This window comes from Streptomyces sp. NPDC004788 (assembly GCF_053601115.1).
Window position 1 is genome coordinate 19892 of the sequence record NZ_JBSGBF010000060.1, and the last position, 22265, is coordinate 42156.

Here is a 22265-nt window from a genome sequence, read left to right on the forward strand (position 1 = left end):
CGGGGGCGTCCCCCGGGGGGCCGCGCTCTCCCCCGGGGGCCGGGCCCCGGCGCTAAGGCGCGGGCCCGGCGGAGGACCGTGACTCCGCCGGGCCCGCGCCTGGTCGCGGGGCGTGCCGTCAGGCGAACCGGGCGATCGGGTTGACCAGGTCGCCGACCAGCTGGAGGGCCGCCGACGGGTCCGCCAGGTCGACCATCTGGCGGTTGTTGCGCAGCTGGAGGCGGTTGAGCGCGGAGAGGGCGAAGGTGTCCGCGAACATGTCGTACCGCGCGAAGCGGTCGGCCAGCTCCGGGTGGGTGTCCTGGTAGCCCTTCACGCACGCGGCGACCGCGCGCCAGAAGTCGTCCTCGCCCACCACGCCCTCGGCGGCGAGCGTGGCGCCGAGGAAGCGGAAGAAGCAGTCGAAGACGTCCGTGAAGACGGACAGCAGCTTCATGTCCTCGGGGACGTCCGCGCGGATCCGCTCCACCGCGGGCGGCAGGACCGCGTCCGGGTCCATGACGCAGATCTCCTCGGCGATGTCCTTGAAGATCGCCCGGGAGACGGCGCCGCGCTCGTCGAGGACGAGGATCACGTTCTCGCCGTGCGGCATGTAGACCAGGTCGTACGCGTAGAAGCTGTGCAGCACCGGGAGGAGGTAGGCGTCCAGGTAGCGGCGCAGCCACTCCGCCGGCGTCAGGCCCGACTCCTTGATCAGGGCGCCCGCGAAGGACGCGCCCGCGTGGTCGGCGTGCAGCAGCGAGGCCATGGTCGCGAGCCGCTCGCCCGGCCCGAGGGACGGGACGGGCGACTCGCGCCACAGCGCGGCGAGCATCTTGCGGTAGGGGGAGTAGCGGTCGGTGGCGGCCTCGTACTCCAGGTGCCGGTAGCCGACCGCGGCCCGCTCGCGGATGATCGAGAACCGGGCTGCCTTCAGGACGGGGTCGGCGTCGACGAGCGCGGCCAGCCAGTCGTTGATGGCGGGCGTGGCCTCCATGTAGGCGGCGGAGAGGCCCCGCATGAAGCCCATGTTGAGGACGGACAGGGCCGTCTTCACGTAGTGCTTGGCCGGGTCGGCGGTGTTGAAGAAGGTCCTGATGGACTGCTGGGCCAGGTACGCGTCCGTCCCCTCGCCCAGGTACACCAGCCGCTCCTGCGCGACCTCGGCGGCGAAGGTGACGGACAGCTTGTTCCACCACTGCCAGGGGTGGACCGGCATCAGGAGGTAGTCGGCGAGGTCCAGGCCGCGGGCGGCGAGCGTGGCGGCGAAGCCGTCGACGGCCGCGTCGCCGAGCTCGGCGCGCACGAAGCTCTCGTAGTCGATCCCGGCGCCGGCCGTGAAGGTGGCGCGGTCGCGGTGCGCGGCCAGCCACACCAGGTGGACCGGGGCGGCCGCCTCGGGGGCGTAGGCGCGGTACTCGTCGACGCCGAAGCCGAGCCGCCCGTTGTTGGCGACGAAGCAGGGGTGGCCCTCGGTCATCCCGGTCTCGATCGCCTGGAAGCCGGCCCGGGCCAGCTCGGCGGCCGGCACCTGTGGCTTCGTCGCCTTGAAGGCCGTACCGGCCAGGGTGGAGGAGATCTCCTCCAGGTACACCGGCAGGATCTCGTCGCTGAGGCCGAGCGAGCCGCGCAGCTCGATGACGAACTGCAGCGCGTCGAGCGGGAGCTGCTCGCTGCCCCGGTGGCGGCTGATCGACTCGGGATAGACCTGCCAGTGGTCGAGGGCGAAGCGGTCGGCGGTGAAGCGGTACTCGGTGCGGCCGTCGTCGCTGAGCACCAGGTAGCGGCTGTCGCCCAGCTCCTGCGGGTCGAGGAGCCGTTCGTGGGTGAACTCGGCGAGGGCCTTGCGGATCAGGGCGCGGTTGGCGTCGGCCCAGCGGGCCGGGGTGAGGTGGCCGACGGGGGCCATGGCGGCGGGGTGCGCGGCGGCGGGGTTCTCAGCGGCGGGGTTCACGGCGGTGGGGTTCACGGCGGTGGGGTTCACGGCGGTGGGGTTCACGGCGGTGGGGTTCACGCGGGAGCCTCCGTCGCGGCCGTCGCCGCCTCGAACTGCGCGCGGGTGCAGAAGCTCAGCAGCGCCTTCTTCTCCGGCTTCTGGATCTCGCGCTCGGGCACGAAGCCGACGGTCGCGTTCAGCGCGTGCACGGCCGTGTTGCGCACGTCCGGCTCGACGACCACGCGGGCGGTCGCCGCGTCGGCGAACAGCTCGCGCATCACGGCGGTGATCACCAGGCGGGTGAAGCCGTGCACGGGGGTGTCCGTGGGCGCGACGAGGAAGTGCATGCCGACGTCGCCGGGCTCCGCCTCGTACAGGCCGACCAGCTCGGCCTCGGCGGGGTCGTACCGCTCCATGAGGAAGGCGGGCTCGCCGTCCACGCTGCCGACGAAGGCGTCGTGGTGCGGGTTCGCGGCGATCGCCATGTACGCGCGCTCGACGTCCTGCAGTTTCGCGTCCTGCATCATCCAGAACGCGGCCTTCGGGTGGGTGACCCAGGGATGGATCAGCTCGGCGTCCCCGAGGGGGTCGAGCGGGCGTATGTGGACGGTGGCGGTGGGGGCGCTCATGCCGCGAACTCCTGGAAGGCGATGGTCTTCTCGACGGGGTAGTACTCGGTGCCCAGCATCTCGCCGATGATGTAGGCGTTGCGGTACGGCCCCATGCCCAGGTCGGGCGAGGTGATCGAGTGGGTGTGCGTGCCGGCGTTCTGCAGGAAGACCCCGCGGCCGGTGGTGTCGATCGAGTAGTTGCGGGCCACGTCGAAGCGGCCCCGCGAGTCCCGGCGGAGCCGGTCCATGACCGGTTCCAGGAAGGCGGGGACGGTGTACTTGTAGCCGGTGGCGAGGATCAGGCCCTCGGTCTCCAGGGTGAAGTCCTTCTCCTGCTCCTCCTGGCGGAAGCCCAGCGTGTACGTGCCGGTGGCCTCGTCGTACGCGGCGGAGTGCAGCGCGGAGTTCGTGAGCAGCCGGGTGGGCGCCGGGCCGGCCAGGTTCTTCTCGTAGAGCAGGTCGAAGATGGCGTCGATGAGGTCGCCGTTGATGCCCTTGAACAGGCCCTTCTGCTCGTGCTCCAGGCGGTAGCGGGTCCGCTCGGGCAGGGCGCGGAAGTAGTCGATGTAGTCCGGAGAGGTCATCTCCAGGGTGAGCTTGGTGTATTCGAGCGGGAAGAAGCGCGGGGAGCGGGTCACCCAGTCGAGCCGGTAGCCGTGCGTGTCGATCTCGCCGAGGAGGTCGTAGTAGATCTCGGCGGCGCTCTGGCCGCTGCCGACCAGGGTGATCGACTTCTTCCGCTGGAGCGCCTCGCGGTTCGGCAGGTAGCGCGAGTTGTGGATCAGGTCGCCGCCGAGGTCGCGGCAGGGCTCGGGGACGTACGGCGGGGTGCCGGTGCCGAGCACGAGCCGGCGGGCGCGGAACGTTTCGCCGCGCTCGGTGGCCACCACGTACAGCTCGCTGCCCTCGTCGTACGAGACCGAGGTCACCGTCGTCGAGAAGCGGATCGACGACAGCTTTCCGGCGGCCCAGCGGCAGTAGTCGTTGTACTCCGTCCGGAGCGGATAGAAGTTCTCACGGATGTAGAAGGAGTACAGCCGGCCCTTCTCCTTCAGGTAGTTGAGGAAGGAGTAGGGGGAGGTCGGGTCGGCGAGGGTGACCAGGTCGGACATGAAGGGCGTCTGGAGGTGGGCGCCGGGCAGGAACATGCCGGAGTGCCACTCGAAGTCCGGCTTGGACTCCAGGAAGAGGCCGTCGAGTTCGGCGATGGGCTCGGTGAGGCAGGCGAGGCCGAGGTTGAAGGGGCCGAGCCCGATGCCGAGGAAGTCAAGAGGCTGCGTGGACAAGGGTCTCTCCCAGGTACTGCTCGGCGTGGCCGGCGATCAGGTCGAGGACGGCGGCGATGTCGGACACCGTCGTCCCGGGGTTGAGCAGGGTGAACTTCAGGTACTGGCGCCCGTCGACCTTGGTGCCGGCGACCACGGCCTCGCCCGAGGCGAAGAGGGCCTTGCGGGCGTGGAGGTTGGCGCGGTCGATGTCGGCGGGCGAGGTGACGTGCTCGGGGACGTACCGGTAGACGAGCGTCGACAGCTGAGGTTCCACCACCACGTCGTAGCGCGGGTCGGCGGCGAGCAGCTCGAAGCCGGCCCGGGCCAGGTCGCAGACCTCGTCGAAGAGTTCGCCGACGCCGTCGGCGCCCATCACACGCAGGGTCAGCCACAGTTTGAGGGCGTCGAAGCGGCGGGTGGTCTGGAGCGACTTGTCGACCTGGTTGGGGATCCTCTCGGCCAGCGTGCGCCGCGGGTTGAGGTAGTCCGCGTGGTAGGTCGCGTGCCGCAGCGTGGCGCCGTCGCGGACCAGCAGGGCGGAGGAACTCACCGGCTGGAAGAAGGACTTGTGGTAGTCGACGGTGACCGAGTCGGCCCGCTCGATGCCGTCCAGGAGGTGGCGGCGGTTCGGCGAGACGAGCAGCCCGCAGCCGTAGGCCGCGTCCACGTGCATCCACGCGCCGTACTCGGCGGCGAGGGCGGCGATCTCCGGCAGCGGGTCGATCGAGCCGAAGTCGGTGGTGCCGGCGGTGGCGACGACCGCCATCGGGATCAGCCCCTCGGCGCGGCAGGCGGCCAGTTCGGCGGCGAGGACCACGGACTGCATCCGGCGGTTCCGGTCGACCGGGATCGATACGACGGCGTCCCGGCCGAGGCCGAGCAGCCCGGCCGACTTCACGACGCTGAAGTGGCTGCACTCGGAGGCGAAGATCCGCAGCCTGGAGAGGTCGGAGGTGCCCGCCTCCTCGCGGGCGAGCAGCAGCGCCTGGAGGTTGGACTGGCTGCCGCCGCTGGTGAACACCCCGTCGGCGAGCGGCCCGAGGCCGATCCGGCCGGCCGTCCAGTCGATCAGCCGGCGTTCGATCAGGGTGCCGCCGGCGCTCTGGTCCCAGGTGTCGAGCGAGGAGTTCACGGCGGAGAGCACGGCCTCGCCGAGGACGGCGGGGATGACCACCGGGCAGTTGAGGTGGGCCAGGTAGCGCGGGTGGTGGAAGTAGACCGCGTCGCGGAGGTAGACGTCCTCCAGCTCGTCGAGGGCGGCGGAGGCGTCGCCGAGCGGCCGGTCGAGGTCGACGGCGTCGACGACGGGGGCGAGCGCGGCGGGCGTGACGCCGGTGAACGGCCCGCGTGTCGTGGCGAGTTTCCTCGCCACCCGCTCGACTCCTTCGGTGACGGTGCGTCGGTAGACGTCCGCCGTCGTGTCGTTGAGCAGGTGGGAGCGCATGTGGGGACCCTTCCGGGAGCGAACTCGGTCGAGGTAAGTAAGGTTAGCCTAACCTAAGTTTGATGACGGAAAAGCCCCCCGTCCACGAAGGTCGGGGGGCTTTTCGAGGATTGGCCGGTTCTCAACCGTCTTCCTGGGTCTCGTCCGGGACCTCGCGCAGCGCGTCCTCCGACAGGCCCTTGCGCCAGTAGCCGACGAACGTCACCCGCCGCCGGTCGATGCCCCGTTCGCGTACGAAGTGCCGGCGCAGCGCCTTCACCGCGCCGGACTCGCCCGCGATCCAGACGTACGGGTCGGCGCCGGGCAGCGCGGCGGCCGCGGTCGCCTCGACGGCGGACGGCGCGCCCTCCTCCCGTACCAGCCAGGTGATCGTCGCGTCGGCCTCCGTCGCGAGCTCCATGCGGTCGCCGGAGTACGGGACTTCGAGGTAGACGTGCGCGCGGGTCTCGGCCGGCAGCCACTCCAGGATCGCGGAGGCGGCCGGCAGGGCCGTCTCGTCGCCCCAGATCAGCACGGAGTCGGCGTCCTCGGGCAGCCGGAAGCGCACGCCGGTGTTGTCGGCCACGGCCGGCCCGAGCACGACCACCCGGTCGCCGGCCTCGGCGCGCCCGGCCCAGCGGCAGGCGGGGCCACCGTCCTCATGGAGGGCGAAGTCGATGTCGACTTCGACGCGCCCGTCCGGCGCGGTGCGCTGGGCGCGGACGGTGTACGAGCGCATCACGGCCCGCTCGTCGTGCGGCATGGCCCGGTAGGCGCCCAGGATCGCGTACATGTCCGGGTCGTCGAGCGGCGGCAGCAGCGGCGCGTCCTGCCCCGGATGCGGCAGGAAGAGCGAGAGCGACTGGTCGCGGCCCCCGGCGGCGAACTCCTTCAGCTCGTCGCCGACGAGGTCGTCGCCGGTGAAGGTGACGCGGACCAGCGACGGGCCGAGCCGCCTCGTCCGGTCGACCTGGAGGGAGAAGAACTGGAACGGGGCGGTCTCGGCGTTCGTCATGCGGTCAGGCCACCTTCTTGGCGTTCTCGAGGGCCTTGGCCAGGTCCTCCAGGAGCGGGGCGCACTTGGCGTACGAGTAGACGGGCTCGGTGACGCGCGGGAAGACCTGGCCGGCCTTGACGGCGGGCAGTGCGGCCCAGGTCGGCTTGGCCTTCAGGGCGTCGGGCTGCAGGGCCGAGGTGCGGTTGTCGAGCAGGATGACGTCGGCCTTGTACTTGTCGGCGTTCTCCCAGCTGAGCAGCTCGAACCAGCCGGTCGGGTCCAGCTTGTCCGGCACGATCAGGTCGACGCCCAGCTCCTGGAAGAAGAGGGTGTCGGTCGGGCGGGCCGGGGCGGAGACGTAGAAGGTGTCGGGCGCGCCGGAGCCGATGAGGACCTTGATGCCCTTCTTCGCCTTCGCCGCCTTCCGGACGCGCTCGGCGGCCGCCTCGAAGCGGGCCTTGTCGTCCTGGATCTGCTTCGCCTTCACATCGGCGCCGAGCGAGGCGGCGAGGTCCACGTGGCGCTGGAGCACGGCGGGCATCGACTTCCCGGCGGCCCACAGGGCGACGCTCGGCGCGATCTTGAGGATCTTGTCCTTCTGCTCCTCCGGGACGTACCAGAGGGCGTCCTTCTCCCACATGTCCGTGATGAGGACCTCGGGCTGGAGCTTCAGGTACTCCTCGATCCTGAACTCGCCCCAGACGTTGCCGATGACGGTGACCTTCCTGACGTCCAGGTCACCTGCCTGCACGTCCGGCTTCACCGCGCCGGTCTTCGGGTCCTTGACCGTGGTCGGGCCGAAGACGCCCTTGACCTCGACGCCGAAGTCCTTGAGGGCGGCGGCGGTTCCGGTGAAGGCGACGATGTTCTTCGGCACGGACGCCAGCTTCACCGTCTGCCCGCGGTCGTCCTTGAACTCCCAGGCGCCGGACTTCCCGGCCCCGGCCGGGACCCCCTTCGGGTCGGCACCGCCGCCGCAGGCGACGAGCGCGGCGCCGAGCCCGAGGGCGCCGCCCGCGGCGAGCAGTCCGCGGCGGGTGAGGGTGGTGGCTCGGGCGGTGCTGGGCATGGCGAAGTCGCTTTCGGTGCGTGCCGGAGTCGGCGGCCGGGCAGTTCGAGGTAGATCGAGGCAGGTCGGGACAGGTCGAGGCAGACCGAGGTAGGTAAGCCTCACCTTATCGAGTGCAGGTTAGCCTAACCTCACTTCGATCAACAGAGGTGGGGCGGGAACGACGAAAGCCCGCCCCCCCGGGTCGGAGGAGCGGGCTCATGCGGGCTCACGCGGGCTGACGGGACCTCACGGGAGAGGCGGCGCGAGCACTCCCGTCGGGTCGTAGCGGCGCTGAAGCGCCCGGAGGCGGGCCAGGTTGCCGCCGTAGGCCGCCCTGGCCTCGGCCTCGTACTCGGGGAGGTCCGGCCGCAGGTCGACGCTGTAGACCCCGACGGTGTGCGCGGCCAGGGCCTGGACGGTGTCGCGGGCCCACGCCCTGCAGGCGTCCGCGTCGGCCTCGTCGTCCCAGATCGCGTTCACCGGGACGCTCCATTGGGCGGTCCTGCCCCAGAACGCGGTGGCGGTGTCGTCGACGTCGGCCAGAGCCCCGCCGGTGTGCTGGAAGTCGATCTGGCACGCGCGCGTGGGTGCCGCGCGCATCCGCTCCGCGAGGGCGTCGGCGGCCGCGGCGTCGAGGGTGGCGGCGGTGAAGACCGCTTTGCCGAAGACCGAACCGCGCCGCTCCTCCCCGGGGCGGGGCAGCCGGACCGGTTCGGGCTCGGCGCCGCCGGCGCCGGGAAGGGCGAACTCGGGCAGGCCGGCCGGATATCGGCCCGAGGTCTCCGAGCGGTAGAGCGGCGACGGGCCCGCGCCCGCGACGACGGCGGAGGTCGCCGACCTGGCCCGGCCGATGGTCTCGTCGTCCCCGCTCGCGCACGCGGTGTAGAGGAAGAGGACCGGTTCGTCCGGCGAGAGGGGGGTGCGGCCGAGCACCGCGCTCATGCTGGTGTCCCGTGGCAGCCCGGGAGCCACCCGGAAATAGGCGGCGAGCCCGTCCAGGCCCACGACCGCCCGGTCGACCCAGACCGGCCCGATCTCGTGGGTGCGGAACGTCGCGGAGGTGACCACCCCGACCAGGGGCGCGGCGCCCCGGACGGCCCACCACAGGTCGGCGTCGTCGCCGGAGCTCCGCTCCGTGAGGTGGACGACGTCCCCGCCGGGGAGGACGAGTTCGGCCGCGACGAGATGATCGACGGTGAGCCCCAGGGACCTCGTCAGACAGCCGATGCCCCCTCGGGTCGCCATCCCCAGGCCGGCGTGGCCGATGACGCCGATCGGGACCGTACGACCTGCCGGCGCGAGGGCCCCGAGCATGGTGGCCACGGTCGCTCCACCGCCGACGGTCACCCGGGCGCCGTCCGGGCGGGCCCCGTTCAGGTGCTTCGACAGGTCGAGCAGGACGGCGCCGTCGGCGACGCAGTTCGAGCTGAGACCGCCGCCGCGCACGGTCACCCGGACCCCCGTCTCCGCCGCGACCCGCAACACGGTCGCGACGTCCTCGGCCGAGCGGGGCGCCACGACGCAGGCGGGTCGTCGGCGGGCGGCCTCGGGGAAGAAGATCCTGGCCAGGCTGCGCTCGTACGCGTCGGTTCCCGGCGCGCACACCTCTGGTCCGAGCGCGCCGCGCAGTCTGCCGACGAGGCCGGCGGTGTCGTTGTCGGTCATGGTGGCTCCGATTCCCGGTGACGGGTTTCGGGCTCGGGCGCCGAGCCTTCGGTTGTCCCTGACGAATGAACGAACGACTCCGGGAGGCTAGGCGAGCCGGAAGCGGCGCACAAGGCGACACGGCCACGGCCCGCCGAGTCGTACTCGGCGGGCCGTATCCACATGCTCCGGACTCAGGCCGACAGGCCCAACTCCCGTGCGATCAGCATCCGCTGGACCTCGCTCGTGCCCTCGCCGATCTCCAGGATCTTCGAGTCGCGCCACATGCGGGCCACCGGGTACTCGTTCATGAAGCCGTAGCCGCCGTGGATCTGGGTCGCCTCGCGGGCGTTGTCGACGGCCACCGTCGACGAGTACAGCTTCGCGAGCGCCGCCTCCTTCTTGAACGGCTCGCCGAGGACGAGGCGGGAGGCCGCGTCGCGCCAGCCGATCCGGGCCATGTGGGCCCGCATCTCCATGTCGGCGATCTTGAACTGGATGGCCTGGTTGTCGGCGATCGGACGACCGAAGGCGTGACGTTCCTTCGCGTACTTCACCGACTCGTCCACACAGCCCTGCGCGAGACCCGTGGCGAGCGCGGCGATCGCGATCCGGCCCTCGTCGAGGATCCGCAGGAACTGCGCGTAGCCACGGCCCTCCTCGCCCAGCAGGTTCTCGACCGGCACGCGCACGTCGTCGAAGGCGAGCTCGCGGGTGTCCGAGGCGTTCCAGCCGACCTTCGAGTAGGGCGCGGCGACCGTGAAGCCGGGCGTGCCCGAGGGGACGATGATCGAGGAGATCAGCGGGCGGCCGTCGGGCTTGCGGCCGGTCACCGCCGTGACCGTGACCAGACCGGTGATGTCCGTACCGGAGTTGGTGATGAAGCACTTCGAGCCGTTGATGACCCACTGGTCGCCGTCGCGCACCGCGGTGGTCCGGGTGCCGCCCGCGTCCGAGCCGGCGCCCGGCTCCGTCAGGCCGAAGGCGCCGAGCATCTCGCCGGCGCACAGCTTCGGCAGCCACTCCCGCTTCTGCTCCTCCGTACCGAAGCGGTAGACCGGCATCGCGCCGAGCGAGACGCCCGCCTCCAGGGTGATGGCGACCGAGGAGTCGACCCGGGCCAGCTCCTCCAGGGCGATGCCAAGGGCCAGGTAGTCGCCGCCCATGCCGCCGTACTCCTCGGGGAACGGCAGCCCGAACAGGCCCATGCGGCCCATCTCGCGGACGATCTCGTAGGGGAACTCGTGCCGCTCGTAGTAGTCGCCGATCTTCGGGGCGACGACGTCGTGGGCGAACTCCTCCACCGTACGGCGGAGTTCCTCGTGCTCTTCGGAGAGTCGGTGGTCGAGGGACATGCTCAGGACTCCTTGTGGGAGAGCGCGCGGACGGTACGGGACGGGCTCGGCCGGCCCAGTTGTTCGGCCATCCACACGCTCGTGGCGGTGAGGGCGGCCAGGTCGACCCCGGTCTCGACGCCGAGACCGCGGAGCATCCACACCAGGTCCTCGGTGGCGAGGTTGCCGGTGGCGGACTTGGCGTACGGGCAGCCGCCGAGGCCGCCCGCGGAGGCGTCGAAGACGGTGACGCCGTGCTGCAGGGCGGCGTGGCTGTTGGCCAGCGCCTGCCCGTAGGTGTCGTGGAAGTGCACGGCGATACGGGAGGTGGGCACCCCGGCCCCGTTCAGCGCCGTGAGCAGCGCCCGGACGTGGCCCGGGGTGGCGACGCCGATGGTGTCGCCGAGGCTCAGCTCGTCGCAGCCCATGTCGGCGAGGGCCTTGGTGACCCGGACGACCTGCTCGATCGGGACGGCGCCCTCCCAGGGGTCGCCGAAGCACATCGACAGATAGCCGCGGACCTTCAGCCCGGCCTCTATGGCCCGGGTGACGGTCGGCGCGAACATGGCGAGCGCCTCGTCGACGGTCCGGTTCAGGTTGGCCTTGGCGAAGGACTCCGTCGCCGACGCGAAGACGGCGACCTCGCGGGCCCCGAGCGCGAGCGCCCGGTCCAGGCCGCGCTCGTTCGGCACGAGCACCGGGAGCCGTACGGCCAGGTCCTTGACCTGTGGGAACAGCTCCTCGGCGTCGGCGAGCTGGGGCACCCACCTCGGGTGCACGAAGCTCGTCGCCTCGACGGTGTCGAGCCCGGCGGCGGCGAGGCGGCGGATGAACTCCGCCTTCACCTCGGTCGGCACGGCCGTCTTCTCGTTCTGCAGCCCGTCGCGCGGCCCCACCTCGTGGATCCGGACCCGGGTGGGCAGCGCCGGGTCGGCCACGGTCATCGGCAGGCCCAGGTCCTCGGCGCTCATGCCGTCTCCTCCTCGTGCGCGTCCGACTCGTGCGGGGTCACCACGGCCAGGATCTGGTCCATGGCCACGGTCGTGCCCGGTGTGACGTCCAGTTCGGTGACGGTCCCGGCGTGCGGCGCGGAGATGACGTGCTCCATCTTCATCGCCTCCACCACGAGCAGGCTCTGCCCGGCCACGACCTCGTCGCCGACGGCCACCTTCACGACGGTCACCGTGCCGGGCATCGGCGCGGCGAGCGTGTCGGCTCCGCCGTGCCGGGCACCGGAGAGCGCGGCGGCGACCGGGTCGTGGTCCATCACGTGCCAGGAGTCACCGTCGCGGCCGAGCCAGAGCCCGTCCGGGGAGGGGACGGCGGTGAAGCGGTGCGTGACGCCGTCGAGGTGGAAGGCGACCTCGCCGGCCGCGGTCGGGGCGCCGTCCGGGCGGGCGAGCAGCGCGGCGCGGCCGGCCGTTCCGCCTTCGAGCAGCAGCTCGGCCGCGCGGGCCTCGCCGCGCACGCGGACGGTCACCGGCTCGTGGCCGGGGACGCGGAAGTCCACCGCCGTCCACGCGGGGGCGCCGCCGAGGCGCCAGCCCGTACGGGCGTCGAAGGGGTCCGACCAGGCGGCGCCCGGCGCGGCCGCGGGCGGCGGGAAGTGCCGCAGCAGCGCCGCCGCCGCGTACACCTCGTCCGGCACCGACCCGTCGACCAGGCTCTCCGCGTCCCGCTCCACCAGGCCCGTGTCGAGGTCGCCCGCGACGACGTCCGGGTGGGCCAGCAGCCGGCGCAGGAAGCCCGCGTTGGTGGGGACGCCCAGGGTGACCGTGCCGGCCAGGGCCGCGCGCAGCTTGCGCAGGGCCGTCGGGCGGTCGGGGCCGTGGACGATGACCTTCGAGAGCATCGGGTCGTAGAGGGAGGACACCTCGGTGCCCTCGCTCAGGCCCGAGTCCGTGCGGACGCCCGCACCGGCCGGCTCGTTCAGCGCGAGGACCGTGCCGCCGGACGGCAGGAAGCCGCGCGCCGGGTCCTCCGCGCAGATCCGGGCCTCGATCGCCCAGCCGTCGAGCCGGACCTCGTCCTGGGAGAAGGACAGCGGCTCACCGGCCGCCACCCGCAGCTGCCACTCGACCAGGTCGAGGCCGGTGATCAGCTCCGTCACCGGGTGCTCGACCTGGAGGCGGGTGTTCATCTCCATGAAGTAGTACGAGGACGGGTCGCCGCCCGGCACGATGAACTCGACCGTGCCCGCGCCGACGTAGCCGCAGGACCGGGCCGCCTCGACCGCCGCCGCGCCCATCGACGCGCGGATCTCCGGAGTGAGGAGGACGCTCGGGGCCTCCTCGATGATCTTCTGGTGGCGGCGCTGGAGCGAGCACTCGCGCTCGCCCAGGTGCACCACGTTGCCGTGGGCGTCCGCGAGGACCTGGATCTCGATGTGCCGCGGGCGGTCGATCCACCGCTCCACGAGCAGCGTGTCGTCGCCGAACGAGGACCGCGCCTCGCGCCGCGCCGCCGCGATCTCGTCCTCCAGGACGGCCAGGTCGCGCACCAGCCGCATGCCCTTGCCGCCACCGCCCGCGCTCGGCTTGAGCAGCACGGGCGCGCCCAGCTCGCGGGCCGCGTCGACGATGTCGGGATCGGCGGCGCCCGGCACCACGGGCACGCCCGCGGCCTGCACCGTCTCCTTGGCCCGGATCTTGTCGCCCATGAGCGAGATCGCCTCGGCGGACGGGCCGATGAAGACCAGGCCCGCCTCCGCGCACGCCCGCGCGAACCCCGCGTTCTCGGCGAGGAAGCCGTAGCCGGGGTGCACGGCCTGCGCGCCGGTGCGGCGGGCCGCGTCGAGGAGGGCGGGGACGTTCAGATACGACTCCGAGGCGGCCGGCGGCCCGATCCGTACCGCCGTGTCGGCCTCCCGCACGTGCCGGGCGTCGGCGTCCGCGTCGCTGTGGACCGCGACCGAGCGCACGCCGAGCTCCCGCAGCGTGCGGATGACCCGGACGGCGATCTCGCCCCGGTTGGCGACGAGCACCGTGTCGAACATGTGCTGCCTGTGCTGCATGGTGATGGGGTCCCTCACATCCGGAAGACGCCGAACTGGGGGTCACCCAGGGGCGCGTTGGCACACGCGGTCAGGGCGAGACCCAGCACCTGCCGGGTCTCCAGCGGGTCGATGACCCCGTCGTCCCACAGCCGGGCCGTCGCGTAGTAGGCGCTGCCCTGCGTCTCGTACTGCTGGCGGATCGGCGTCTTGAACGCCTCTTCCTCCTCGGCGCTCCACGCGTCGCCGAGCTGGTCCCGCTTGACGGTCGCGAGCACGGAAGCGGCCTGCTCGCCGCCCATCACGGAGATCTTGGCGTTGGGCCACATCCACAGGAAGCGCGGCGAGTACGCCCGGCCGCACATCGAGTAGTTGCCGGCGCCGTACGAACCGCCGATCACCACCGTCAGCTTCGGCACGCGCGTGGTGGCCACGGCCGTCACCATCTTGGCGCCGTGCTTGGCGATGCCGCCGTGCTCGTACGCCTTGCCGACCATGAAGCCGGAGATGTTCTGCAGGAAGACCAGCGGGATGCCGCGCTGGTCGCACAGCTCGATGAAGTGCGCGCCCTTCTGGGCGGACTCGGCGAACAGGATGCCGTTGTTGGCGACGATGCCGACCGGGTGGCCGTGGATCCGGGCGAAGCCGGTGACCAGCGTCTGCCCGTACTCGGCCTTGAACTCCTGGAAGCGCGAGCCGTCGACGACGCGGGCGATGACCTCGCGCACGTCGTACGGGGTGCGGGAGTCGACCGGCACCGCACCGTAGAGCCCGTACGGGTCCACCTTCGGCTCCTCGGCCGGCTCGACCGACCAGGGCAGCGGGCCGCGCTCGGGGAGGGTGGCGACGATGTTCCGGACGATCCGCAGCGCGTGCGCGTCGTCCTCGGCGAGGTGGTCGGTGACGCCCGACGTGCGGGAGTGCACCTCGCCGCCGCCGAGCTCCTCGGCCGTGACGACCTCGCCGGTCGCGGCCTTCACCAGCGGCGGGCCGCCGAGGAAGATCGTGCCCTGGTTGCGGACGATCACGGCCTCGTCGCTCATCGCCGGGACGTACGCGCCGCCGGCCGTGCAGGAGCCCATGACCGCGGCGATCTGCGGGATGCCGGCGCCGGACATCCGGGCCTGGTTGAAGAAGATCCGGCCGAAGTGCTCACGGTCCGGGAAGACCTCGTCCTGCATCGGCAGGAAGGCGCCGCCGGAGTCCACCAGGTAGAGGCAGGGGAGGCGGTTCTCCAGGGCCACCTCCTGGGCGCGGAGGTGCTTCTTGACGGTCATCGGGTAGTACGTGCCGCCCTTGACGGTGGCGTCGTTGGCGACGATGACGCACTCGCGGCCGGAGACCCGGCCGATGCCCGCGATCACGCCGGCCGCCGGGGCCTGGTCGCCGTACATCCCGTGCGCCGCGAGCGGGGCCAGCTCCAGGAAGGGCGAACCCGGGTCCAGGAGGGTGTCCACGCGGTCGCGCGGCAGCAGCTTGCCGCGCGCGGTGTGCCGGGCGCGGGCCTTCTCGCCGCCGCCGAGCGCGGCCGCGGCGAGCTTGGCGCGCAGGGTCGCGGCCAGCTCGTGGTGGGCCGCCTCGTTGGCCTGCCAGGCCGCCGAGGCGGGATCAGCCGCGCTCGTCAGCACAGGTGCCTGCTGCATCCGTCGAGCTCCCTTGCTCGGTCGGTCCGCTCGGTTAATGAGCGTTAACGTATGTCAGTCAGGTTAACGACCGCTAACAGGCTTGTCTAGAATCGAATAATGACCACGAGCCCCACGCGGACGGACGCGCCGACGCGCCGGCAGCAGATCCTCAAGGAAGCCGCGCGTCTCTTCGCCGAGCGCGGCTTCCACGGCGTGGGCGTCGATGAGATAGGAGCCGCGGTCGGCATCAGCGGCCCCGGGCTCTACCGGCACTTCCCCGGCAAGGACGCGATGCTCGCGGAACTGCTGGTCGGCATCAGCGAGCGGCTCCTCGACGGCGGCCGGATGCGCGTGGCCGAATCCGACGGCGACCCGCGCGCCGTCCTCGGCTCCCTCATCGACGGCCACATCGACTTCGCCCTCGACGACCGCCCCCTCATCACCCTCCACGACCGCGAGCTCGACCGCCTCAAGGACGAGGACCGCAAGCGGGTGCGCCAGCTCCAGCGCCAGTACGTCGAGCTGTGGGTCGCCGTCGTCCGCGAGCTGTACCCGACCGCGGCCGAGTCCGAGGCCAGGGCGGCCGTCCACGCCGTCTTCGGCCTGCTGAACTCGACCCCGCACCTCGGCGCGCCGCTGGGCCGCGAGGCGATGGAGTCGCTGCTGCGGAGCCTGGCGCACGGGGCGTTCGGGGCGCTGGGGGCCGACGGTCCCGTTCGCTGACCCGGGCGGACATGGCGAAATGCCCGTACGGGCGGGGGCCGGCGCCCGGCACAATAAGCCGCATGCCGATACTCAGCCGCGCCGCCCTCGTCGAGCACCTCGTCCGGACCCGGATCGCCGGGGACGTGGCCACGCCACGGGACAACAACCTCAGCCACTACCGGCAGCTCGCCAACGGCGACCGGCACTACTGGCTCGGGCTCGAACTCGGCGACCGGTGGACGGACGAGCAGGACGTGCTCGCGGTGATGGCGGAGCGGTGCGGGGTCGTGGACGACCCGGCGCACCGGGTCGGGCAGGACACGATCGACCCGGAGCTGACCGTCGCCGCGCTCGACCGGATGGCCGCCCGGCTCGCCAAGGCCGCGTCCGCGCGCGAGCGGGTCCTCTTCGCGACCGGCCACCCCGGCTCGCTCATCGACGTCCACAGCCGGGTCGCCGCCGCGCTGCGCGCCCAGGGCTGCGACATCGTCCGGATCCCCGGCGGACTGACCGCCGACGAGGGGTACGTGGTGCAGTTCGCCGACGTCGCCGTCTTCGAGCGCGGCGCCAGCCTCTGGCACACCCACTCTCCGGAGCCGATGAACGCGATCCTCGACGCGCTGGAGGCGCTCGGCGAGCCCGCGCCCGACCTGGTCGTCGCCGACCACGGCTGGGCGGGGCGCGCGGCCCAGCGGGGCATCGACACGCTGGGCTACGCGGACTGCAACGACCCGGCGCTGTTCCTCGGTGAGGCGGAGGGCACCGTGCAGGTCGCCATCCCGCTGGACGACCACGTCGTGGACCCGCGCTACTACGAGCCGCTGACGGCGTACGTGCTGGAGACGGCGGGTCTGGTCGGCTGACGCCTGGTCTGACGGGGGGCCGGGGGCCTGGACCGGGGGCCGGGGCCTGGGCCGGGGGGCCGGGGCCTGGGCCGGGGGGCCTGGGCCGGGGCCTGCGGCCCGCTCGGTCCCTCCCACCGTCGTCATCTCCCGCCCGGTGGCGTCGGGTCCAGATAGACCCTGCGGATGGAGGGGACGCGGCTTCGCAGTCGGTGCTCCGCCTCCTCGCAGGCCAGCTCGATCTCCGCCGCCGACGACAGGTCCCGGAAGTCGACCTTCGCCGCCACGAGCACCTCGCCCGGGCCCTGGATCAGCGTCACCAGGTCGAGCACCTCCTCCACGTGCTCCACCGCCAGCAGCTCCGCCCGGACCTCCTCGCGCAGCCCGCGCGGCAGCGGGCGGCCGATGAGCAGCTCCGCGTTGGAGCGGCCCAGCACCCACGCCACGTACACGAGCAGCAGGCCGATCAGGATCGAGGCGACGCCGTCCCAGACCGCGGAGCCGGTGAGCTGGGCGCCGAGCAGGCCGCCGGCCGCGAGCAGCAGGCCGACGAGGGCGGCGGAGTCCTCCAGGACCACGGCCTTGACGGTCGTGTCGGGCATCCGGCGCAGATAGTGGGTGAAGGGCGCGTTCGCGCGGGCCGCCTCCCCGCGGACCTGGTGGACCCCGGTCCGCAGCGAGTAGCCCTCCAGGACGAACGCGACGGCGAGCACGATGTACGAGGCGAGCGGGTCGCCCAGGTCCTCGCCCTGGGTGAGCGCGTGGACGCCGTCGTAGATCGAGAAGACCGCGCCGCCGACGAAGGTGGCGACGGCGGCCAGCATCGCCCAGACGTAGCGCTCGTTCGCGTACCCGAGCGGGTGGTCCTCGTCGGCAGGCTTCTCGCTGCGCTTGAGCGCGGTGAGCAGCAGGACCTCGGTGACGGTGTCGGCGACCGAGTGCGCCGCCTCGGAGAGCATCGCGCTGGAGCCGCTGACCAGGCCCGCGACGGCCTTGGCGACCGCGATCGCGAGGTTCGCCGTCGCCGCCACGATCACCGTGAACGTGCTCTCGCCCTGCTGTGCCATGCGTCGGACGGTATGTCCGGTCGTCAGCGCGGGACGCGAACGACACCCTCCTGGATGACGGTGATCGCGAGCCGCCCGTCCTGCGTGTAGATCCTGGCCTGCCCGAGCCCCCGCCCGCCGGACGCGGTCGGCGACTCCTGGTCGTACAGGAGCCACTCGTCGGCCCGGAACGGCCGGTGGAACCACATCGCGTGGTCCAGCGAGGCCCCGACGACGTCACCGACGGCCCAGCCGCCCCGCCCGTGCGCGAGCAGGACGGAGTCGAGGAGGGTCATGTCGGAGACGTAGGTGGCGAGGACGACGTGCAGCAGGGGGTCGTCGGCGAGCTTGCCGTTCGTACGGAACCACACCTGCGAGCGCGGCTCGCGCGGCTGCCCGACCGTGCCCCACGGCGGCGTCTCGGCGTACCGCAGGTCGACCGCGGCCCGGGCCTCGATCAGCCGGTCGGCGACCTCGCGGGGAAGGTGCCGGGGCAGCATCTCGGCCGGCGTCGGCAGCGACTCCGGGTCGGGCGCGGGCGGCATGTCCGCCTGGTGGTCGAGCCCCTCCTCGTACGTCTGGAAGGACGCCGAGAGGTGGAAGATCGGCTGCCCGTGCTGGACCGCGACCACCCGGCGGGTGGTGAAGGAGCGGCCGTCGCGGATCCGGTCGACGTTGTAGACGATCGGCGCGCCCGGGTCGCCGGGGCGCAGGAAGTACGCGTGGAGCGAGTGGGCGAGCCGGTCGCCGGGGACGGTCCGCCCCGCCGCCACCAGCGCCTGGGCGGCCACCTGGCCGCCGAAGACGCGGGGGACGATCGACTGGCGGGACTCGCCGCGGAAGATGTCCTGCTCGATCCGCTCCAGGTCGAGCAGATCGAGCAGGTCATCCAGTGCGGTGCGTGCCTCGGGCACTTGGGCCACCTGGTCAGAGGCCCATCGACTTGGCGATGATCGACTTCATGATCTCGCTGGTGCCGCCGTAGATGCGGTTGACGCGGTTGTCGGCGTACAGGCGGGCGATCGGGTACTCGTTCATGTAGCCGTAGCCACCGTGCAGCTGGAGGCAGCGGTCGATCACGCGGTGCGCGACCTCGGTGCAGAAGAGCTTGGCGGAGGCGGCCTCGGCCGGGGTCAGCTCGCCCGCGTCCAAGGCCTCCAGGGCGCGGTCGGCGACCGCCTCGGCGGCGTCCACCTCGGCCTGGCAGGCGGCCAGCTCGAACTTGGTGTTCTGGAAGTGCGCGACCGGCTTGCCGAAGACCGTGCGGTCCGTGACGTACTGCTGCGCGAACCGGACGGCGGCCTTGGCCTGCGCGTACGCGCCGAAGGCGATGCCCCAGCGCTCGGAGGCCAGGTTGTGGCCGAGGTAGTAGAAGCCCTTGCCCTCCTCGCCGAGCAGGTCCTCGACCGGCACCTTGACGTCGACGAAGGCGAGCTCGGCGGTGTCGGAGGTGCGCAGGCCGAGCTTGTCCAGCTTGCGGCCGATGGAGTAGCCCTCGGACTTGGTGTCCACGGCGAAGAGGGAGATGCCGAAGCGGCGGTCCTCGGCCGAGGGGGCCGAGGTACGGGCGCAGACGATCACGCGGTCGGCGTGGACGCCACCGGTGATGAAGGTCTTGGCGCCGTTGAGGACGTAGTGGGTGCCGTCCTCGGAGAGCTTGGCGGTGGTCTTCATGCCCGCGACGTCGGAGCCGGTGCCCGGCTCGGTCATCGCCAGCGCCCACATCTCCTCGCCGGTGACGAACTTCGGGAGGTAACGCTTCTTCTGCTCGTCGGAGGCGAGCATCTTGATGTACGGGAGGGCGAGCAGGACGTGCACGCCGGAGCCGCCGAAGGCCACGCCCGCGCGGGCGGTCTCCTCGTACAGGACGGCCTCGAACTTGTGCGTGTCCAGACCGGCGCCGCCGAACTCCTCCGGCACGTTGATGCCGAAGATGCCCAGCTCACCGAGCTTGTAGTAGAAGTCGCGGGGCGCCTGGCCGGCCTGGAACCACTCGTCGTAGACGGGGACGACCTCGGCCTCGATGAAGGCGCGGATGGTCTCCCGGAACGCCTCGTGGTCCTCGGTGAAAACGGTACGGCGCACGAGCCGCCTCCTTCGGTTCCAGTCTTCCAGTACTTGTCTAAGCGCTTGCTCAGCCTTGTTGAAGACGAAGTTACCGACCGGTCAACCCCTCTGTCCAGAGTCGGCCACCGAGTGCAATGCGAACCACAGCTCCATCCGCACGTCCGGGTCGTCGAGATCCCGGTCGAGAAGGGCCGCCACGCGGGCGATCCGCTGCCGGACGGTGTTCCGGTGGATCTCCATCGCCACCGCCGTCCGGTCCCAGCTGCCGTGCAGGGAGAGCCAGGTCCGCAGGGTTTCGGCCAGGGGCGGCGTCAGCGGCGCGAGCAGTTCGCTCGCGTACGCGGCCGCCTCGTCCCGGTCGACCAGGCCGGCGAACCCGGCGGCCCGGTGCCGTACGACCGTCGCCCGCGTCGCCTCGGCCCGGCGCAGCGCCCGGGCGGCCTGCGCGTCTGCGGCGGCGAGCGCGTCGGGCCCGGCCGGAGCGCTCACCCCGATGGTCCAGCCGGGCTGGGCGGTGACGGGGGAGGAGGCGGGCAGGAGAAGGCGGACGGTTCCCCCGCCCGGGGCGGCGCCGGGGCTCGCGCTGGGCCCCTCGCCCGGGTCCGCCAGTGGAGTCCCGAGCGTCGCCGCCAGGGCCGCCGCCGCGAACGGCGTGCCGTCGCCGCCGCGCGCGTGGACCACCGTCCACGGGCCCGGGTGCAGGGCGGTCGCCGCGTCCTGCGGGGCGGCGCCGAGGAGCAGTCGCACCAGGGCCGTGTCGCGGGCCGTCACGTCGGCGGCCCGGTGCGGCGCGGTCAGCAGGGAGAGCAGGACGACGGCGACACCCGCGATCGTGTGGTCGCCCGGCTCGCGCCGCTCCGTCGCCACGCCCAGCGTCAGCCCGTCGCCGCCGCCCAGCGCGTACGCGGCCAGCCGCAGCCCGCCCCCGTCGCCGCTCGCCGACGCCGGGCCGCCGGGCCGGGGTCCGACCACACCGGCGAGGTCGGCGAGGGCCAGGGCCGCCTCCGCCGGGATCTCGCGGCCGGCCGCCGCCGACTCCGTACCGTCCGGGCCGAAGAGCACGGCCCGGCCGCCGAGGCGGGAGGCGAGCGCGCCGAGGACGGCGGGGACCGGGGCCGGGCGGGCGGCGGCGGTCGCCAGGGACTGCTGGGCCTCGGTGACGCGGCGGAGTTCGCGCAGCCGGGCCTCCGCCATCAGCCGCCACAGCGCGCGGGCGACGGCGGTGAACGGGGTCTCGGGCGGCACCTCGACGAGCGGCAGACCGAGCCGCTCGCACGCCTCGACCAGGGCCGGCGGCACCGTGTCCCACACCGGCGTCACGCCGAAGCCGAGCGCCGCCGCCCCCGCCTCCGCCACCCGCTCGACGAACCGCGCCGGGTCCGCCAGCTGTACGCCGGCCGTCATCAGCAGCTCGCCGCCGAGCAGATACGGGTACGGGTCGGCCATCTCGGAGGTGTGCACCCAGTGCAGCGACACGTCCGAGACGTCCGCCGGGCCCGCGAGCAGTCGCAGCCCCAGCTCCCGGCGGGCGAGCAGCGCGGCGAGCGGGACGGGCGGCGCGGGCGGGGTGGCGGCGCTCTCCGTCACGGTCATCAGATGGCCCCTTCGTACATCGTTCGCCCGGATCAATGGAGGAAACGTACACTTCAATGTCGAATTCGGGCCACTTACGGTCGAGCCGGACCCGAACGCCAGCGACGCACCCCTCAGGAGGACCCCGACCATGAGCAGCAGCGACCAGAACACCCCGCGCGGCCCGATCGACTCGTCCCGCATCCCGCGGTACGCCGGCCCCGCGACGTTCGCCCGTCTGCCGCGGCTCGACGAGGTCGGCACCGCCGACGTCGCCGTGGTCGGCATCCCCTTCGACAGCGGCGTCTCCTACCGCCCCGGCGCCCGCTTCGGCGGCAACGCCATCCGAGAGGCGTCCCGCCTGCTCCGCCCGTACAACCCGGCGCAGGACGCCTCCCCGTTCGCCCTCGCCCAGGTCGCGGACGCCGGTGACATCGCCGTCAACCCGTTCAACATCAACGAGGCCGTCGACACCATCGAGGCCGCCGCCGACGACATGCTCGCCACCGGCGCCCGCATGATGACCCTCGGCGGCGACCACACCGTCGCCCTGCCGCTGCTCCGCTCCGTGGCCAAGAAGCACGGCCCGGTCGCGCTGCTCCACTTCGACGCGCACCTCGATACCTGGGACACCTACTTCGGCGCCGAGTACACCCACGGCACCCCGTTCCGCCGGGCCGTCGAGGAGGGCATCCTCGACACCTCCGCCCTCTCGCACGTCGGCACCCGCGGCCCGCTCTACGGCAAGCAGGACCTGACCGACGACGAGAAGATGGGCTTCGGCATCGTCACCTCCGCGGACATCTACCGCCGCGGCGCCGACGAGGTCGCCGACCAGCTGCGCCAGCGCATCGGCGACCGCCCGCTCTACATCTCCATCGACATCGACTGCCTCGACCCGGCCCACGCCCCCGGCACCGGCACCCCCGAGGCCGGCGGCATGACCTCCCGCGAGCTCCTGGAGATCCTCCGCGGCCTCGCCTCCTGCAACCTCGTCGGCGCCGACGTCGTCGAGGTCGCCCCGGCTTACGACCACGCGGAGATCACGGCGGTGGCGGCGTCCCACACGGCGTACGAGCTGACCACGATCATGTCGCGCCAGATCGCGGCGGCGCGCGAGGCGAAGTAAGGCGAGGCGAAGCAAGGCGAGCGCGGGGGCGGCGTCGGGCTGCG

Annotated in this window: 18 protein-coding genes; 3 read left to right on the forward strand and 15 right to left on the reverse strand. The window is 72.5% G+C overall.

Annotated elements, in window-relative coordinates:
* Window positions 1-118: 118 nt before the first annotated feature.
* The 11 genes from ACWEJX_RS24325 to ACWEJX_RS24375 all read right to left on the reverse strand — a co-directional run bounded on the left by ACWEJX_RS24325 (window position 119) and on the right by ACWEJX_RS24375 (window position 14878).
* The gene (locus ACWEJX_RS24325) at window positions 119-1888 is read right to left on the reverse strand and encodes an IucA/IucC family protein (RefSeq protein ID WP_451609537.1); all 1770 of its coding nucleotides are present in this window, start codon (window positions 1886-1888) and stop codon (window positions 119-121) included.
* Between the two features lie 101 nt (window positions 1889-1989).
* A complete protein-coding gene (locus ACWEJX_RS24330; protein WP_451609520.1) occupies window positions 1990-2544 on the reverse strand; it encodes a GNAT family N-acetyltransferase in 555 nt (184 codons plus the stop codon).
* The gene (locus tag ACWEJX_RS24335) at window positions 2541-3812 is read right to left on the reverse strand and encodes a lysine N(6)-hydroxylase/L-ornithine N(5)-oxygenase family protein (RefSeq protein WP_451609521.1); all 1272 of its coding nucleotides are present in this window, start codon (window positions 3810-3812) and stop codon (window positions 2541-2543) included. Before ACWEJX_RS24335 ends, ACWEJX_RS24330 begins: the two co-directional genes overlap by 4 nt.
* Window positions 3793-5238 (reverse strand): pyridoxal phosphate-dependent decarboxylase family protein, encoded by a 1446-nt coding sequence (locus tag ACWEJX_RS24340; RefSeq protein WP_451609522.1) that lies wholly within the window; start codon window positions 5236-5238, stop codon window positions 3793-3795. Before ACWEJX_RS24340 ends, ACWEJX_RS24335 begins: the two co-directional genes overlap by 20 nt.
* Before the next feature lie 121 nt (window positions 5239-5359).
* On the reverse strand, window positions 5360-6232 hold the full coding sequence (locus tag ACWEJX_RS24345; RefSeq protein WP_451609523.1) for a siderophore-interacting protein: 873 nt from the start codon (window positions 6230-6232) through the stop codon (window positions 5360-5362).
* Between the two features lie 4 nt (window positions 6233-6236).
* Complete coding sequence (locus ACWEJX_RS24350) at window positions 6237-7283, reverse strand: ABC transporter substrate-binding protein (RefSeq protein ID WP_451609524.1); 1047 nt, start codon at window positions 7281-7283, stop codon at window positions 6237-6239.
* Between the two features lie 228 nt (window positions 7284-7511).
* The gene (locus ACWEJX_RS24355; protein ID WP_451609525.1) at window positions 7512-8930 is read right to left on the reverse strand and encodes an FAD-binding oxidoreductase; all 1419 of its coding nucleotides are present in this window, start codon (window positions 8928-8930) and stop codon (window positions 7512-7514) included.
* Between the two features lie 173 nt (window positions 8931-9103).
* Window positions 9104-10264, reverse strand: coding sequence for an acyl-CoA dehydrogenase family protein (locus ACWEJX_RS24360; RefSeq protein ID WP_451609526.1), 1161 nt, complete (start codon window positions 10262-10264; stop codon window positions 9104-9106).
* Window positions 10265-10266: 2 nt separating this feature from the next.
* Entirely contained in the window at window positions 10267-11214 is a 948-nt protein-coding gene (locus ACWEJX_RS24365) for a hydroxymethylglutaryl-CoA lyase (protein WP_451609527.1), read from the reverse strand.
* Window positions 11211-13238, reverse strand: a complete 2028-nt coding sequence (locus ACWEJX_RS24370) for an ATP-binding protein (RefSeq protein WP_451609538.1) — start codon at window positions 13236-13238, stop codon at window positions 11211-11213. Before ACWEJX_RS24370 ends, ACWEJX_RS24365 begins: the two co-directional genes overlap by 4 nt.
* Before the next feature lie 32 nt (window positions 13239-13270).
* On the reverse strand, window positions 13271-14878 hold the full coding sequence (locus ACWEJX_RS24375; RefSeq protein WP_451609528.1) for a carboxyl transferase domain-containing protein: 1608 nt from the start codon (window positions 14876-14878) through the stop codon (window positions 13271-13273).
* Window positions 14879-14977: 99 nt separating this feature from the next.
* Here ACWEJX_RS24375 and ACWEJX_RS24380 point away from each other — a divergent pair, with 99 nt between their 5' ends.
* Both ACWEJX_RS24380 and ACWEJX_RS24385 read left to right on the forward strand, forming a co-directional pair.
* Entirely contained in the window at window positions 14978-15583 is a 606-nt protein-coding gene (locus ACWEJX_RS24380) for an SACE_7040 family transcriptional regulator (RefSeq protein ID WP_451609529.1), read from the forward strand.
* A 62-nt stretch (window positions 15584-15645) separates the two neighbouring features.
* A complete protein-coding gene (locus ACWEJX_RS24385; RefSeq protein ID WP_451609530.1) occupies window positions 15646-16428 on the forward strand; it encodes a phosphatase in 783 nt (260 codons plus the stop codon).
* Window positions 16429-16550: 122 nt separating this feature from the next.
* On the opposite strand, the gene ACWEJX_RS24390 is transcribed toward ACWEJX_RS24385, so the two are convergent.
* The 4 genes from ACWEJX_RS24390 to ACWEJX_RS24405 form a co-directional block, all read right to left on the reverse strand.
* Window positions 16551-17474: a cation diffusion facilitator family transporter gene (locus ACWEJX_RS24390; protein WP_451609531.1), complete on the reverse strand. Its 924-nt coding sequence runs from the start codon at window positions 17472-17474 to the stop codon at window positions 16551-16553.
* 23 nt (window positions 17475-17497) lie between these two features.
* A complete protein-coding gene (locus tag ACWEJX_RS24395) occupies window positions 17498-18367 on the reverse strand; it encodes an acyl-CoA thioesterase (protein ID WP_451609532.1) in 870 nt (289 codons plus the stop codon).
* A 13-nt stretch (window positions 18368-18380) separates the two neighbouring features.
* Entirely contained in the window at window positions 18381-19538 is a 1158-nt protein-coding gene (locus tag ACWEJX_RS24400) for an acyl-CoA dehydrogenase family protein (protein WP_403792661.1), read from the reverse strand.
* An 81-nt stretch (window positions 19539-19619) separates the two neighbouring features.
* Window positions 19620-21113, reverse strand: a complete 1494-nt coding sequence (locus ACWEJX_RS24405) for a PucR family transcriptional regulator ligand-binding domain-containing protein (protein WP_451609533.1) — start codon at window positions 21111-21113, stop codon at window positions 19620-19622.
* Between the two features lie 130 nt (window positions 21114-21243).
* Here ACWEJX_RS24405 and speB point away from each other — a divergent pair, with 130 nt between their 5' ends.
* Window positions 21244-22221, forward strand: a complete 978-nt coding sequence (gene speB / locus ACWEJX_RS24410) for an agmatinase (RefSeq protein ID WP_403792666.1) — start codon at window positions 21244-21246, stop codon at window positions 22219-22221.
* Window positions 22222-22265: the final 44 nt, after the last annotated feature.

Coding starts and splice junctions, on each gene's coding strand:
- ACWEJX_RS24355 (WP_451609525.1), bottom strand. CDS start 8,930: ATGACCGACAACGACACCGCCGGCCTCGTCGGCAGACTGCGCGGCGCG.
- ACWEJX_RS24330 (WP_451609520.1), bottom strand. CDS start 2,544: ATGAGCGCCCCCACCGCCACCGTCCACATACGCCCGCTCGACCCCCTC.
- ACWEJX_RS24345 (WP_451609523.1), bottom strand. CDS start 6,232: ATGACGAACGCCGAGACCGCCCCGTTCCAGTTCTTCTCCCTCCAGGTC.
- ACWEJX_RS24380 (WP_451609529.1), top strand. CDS start 14,978: ATGACCACGAGCCCCACGCGGACGGACGCGCCGACGCGCCGGCAGCAG.
- ACWEJX_RS24325 (WP_451609537.1), bottom strand. CDS start 1,888: ATGGCCCCCGTCGGCCACCTCACCCCGGCCCGCTGGGCCGACGCCAAC.
- ACWEJX_RS24365 (WP_451609527.1), bottom strand. CDS start 11,214: ATGAGCGCCGAGGACCTGGGCCTGCCGATGACCGTGGCCGACCCGGCG.
- speB (WP_403792666.1), top strand. CDS start 21,244: ATGAGCAGCAGCGACCAGAACACCCCGCGCGGCCCGATCGACTCGTCC.
- ACWEJX_RS24405 (WP_451609533.1), bottom strand. CDS start 21,113: ATGACCGTGACGGAGAGCGCCGCCACCCCGCCCGCGCCGCCCGTCCCG.
- ACWEJX_RS24350 (WP_451609524.1), bottom strand. CDS start 7,283: ATGCCCAGCACCGCCCGAGCCACCACCCTCACCCGCCGCGGACTGCTC.
- ACWEJX_RS24340 (WP_451609522.1), bottom strand. CDS start 5,238: ATGCGCTCCCACCTGCTCAACGACACGACGGCGGACGTCTACCGACGC.
- ACWEJX_RS24390 (WP_451609531.1), bottom strand. CDS start 17,474: ATGGCACAGCAGGGCGAGAGCACGTTCACGGTGATCGTGGCGGCGACG.
- ACWEJX_RS24370 (WP_451609538.1), bottom strand. CDS start 13,238: ATGTTCGACACGGTGCTCGTCGCCAACCGGGGCGAGATCGCCGTCCGG.
- ACWEJX_RS24385 (WP_451609530.1), top strand. CDS start 15,646: ATGCCGATACTCAGCCGCGCCGCCCTCGTCGAGCACCTCGTCCGGACC.
- ACWEJX_RS24360 (WP_451609526.1), bottom strand. CDS start 10,264: ATGTCCCTCGACCACCGACTCTCCGAAGAGCACGAGGAACTCCGCCGT.
- ACWEJX_RS24375 (WP_451609528.1), bottom strand. CDS start 14,878: ATGCAGCAGGCACCTGTGCTGACGAGCGCGGCTGATCCCGCCTCGGCG.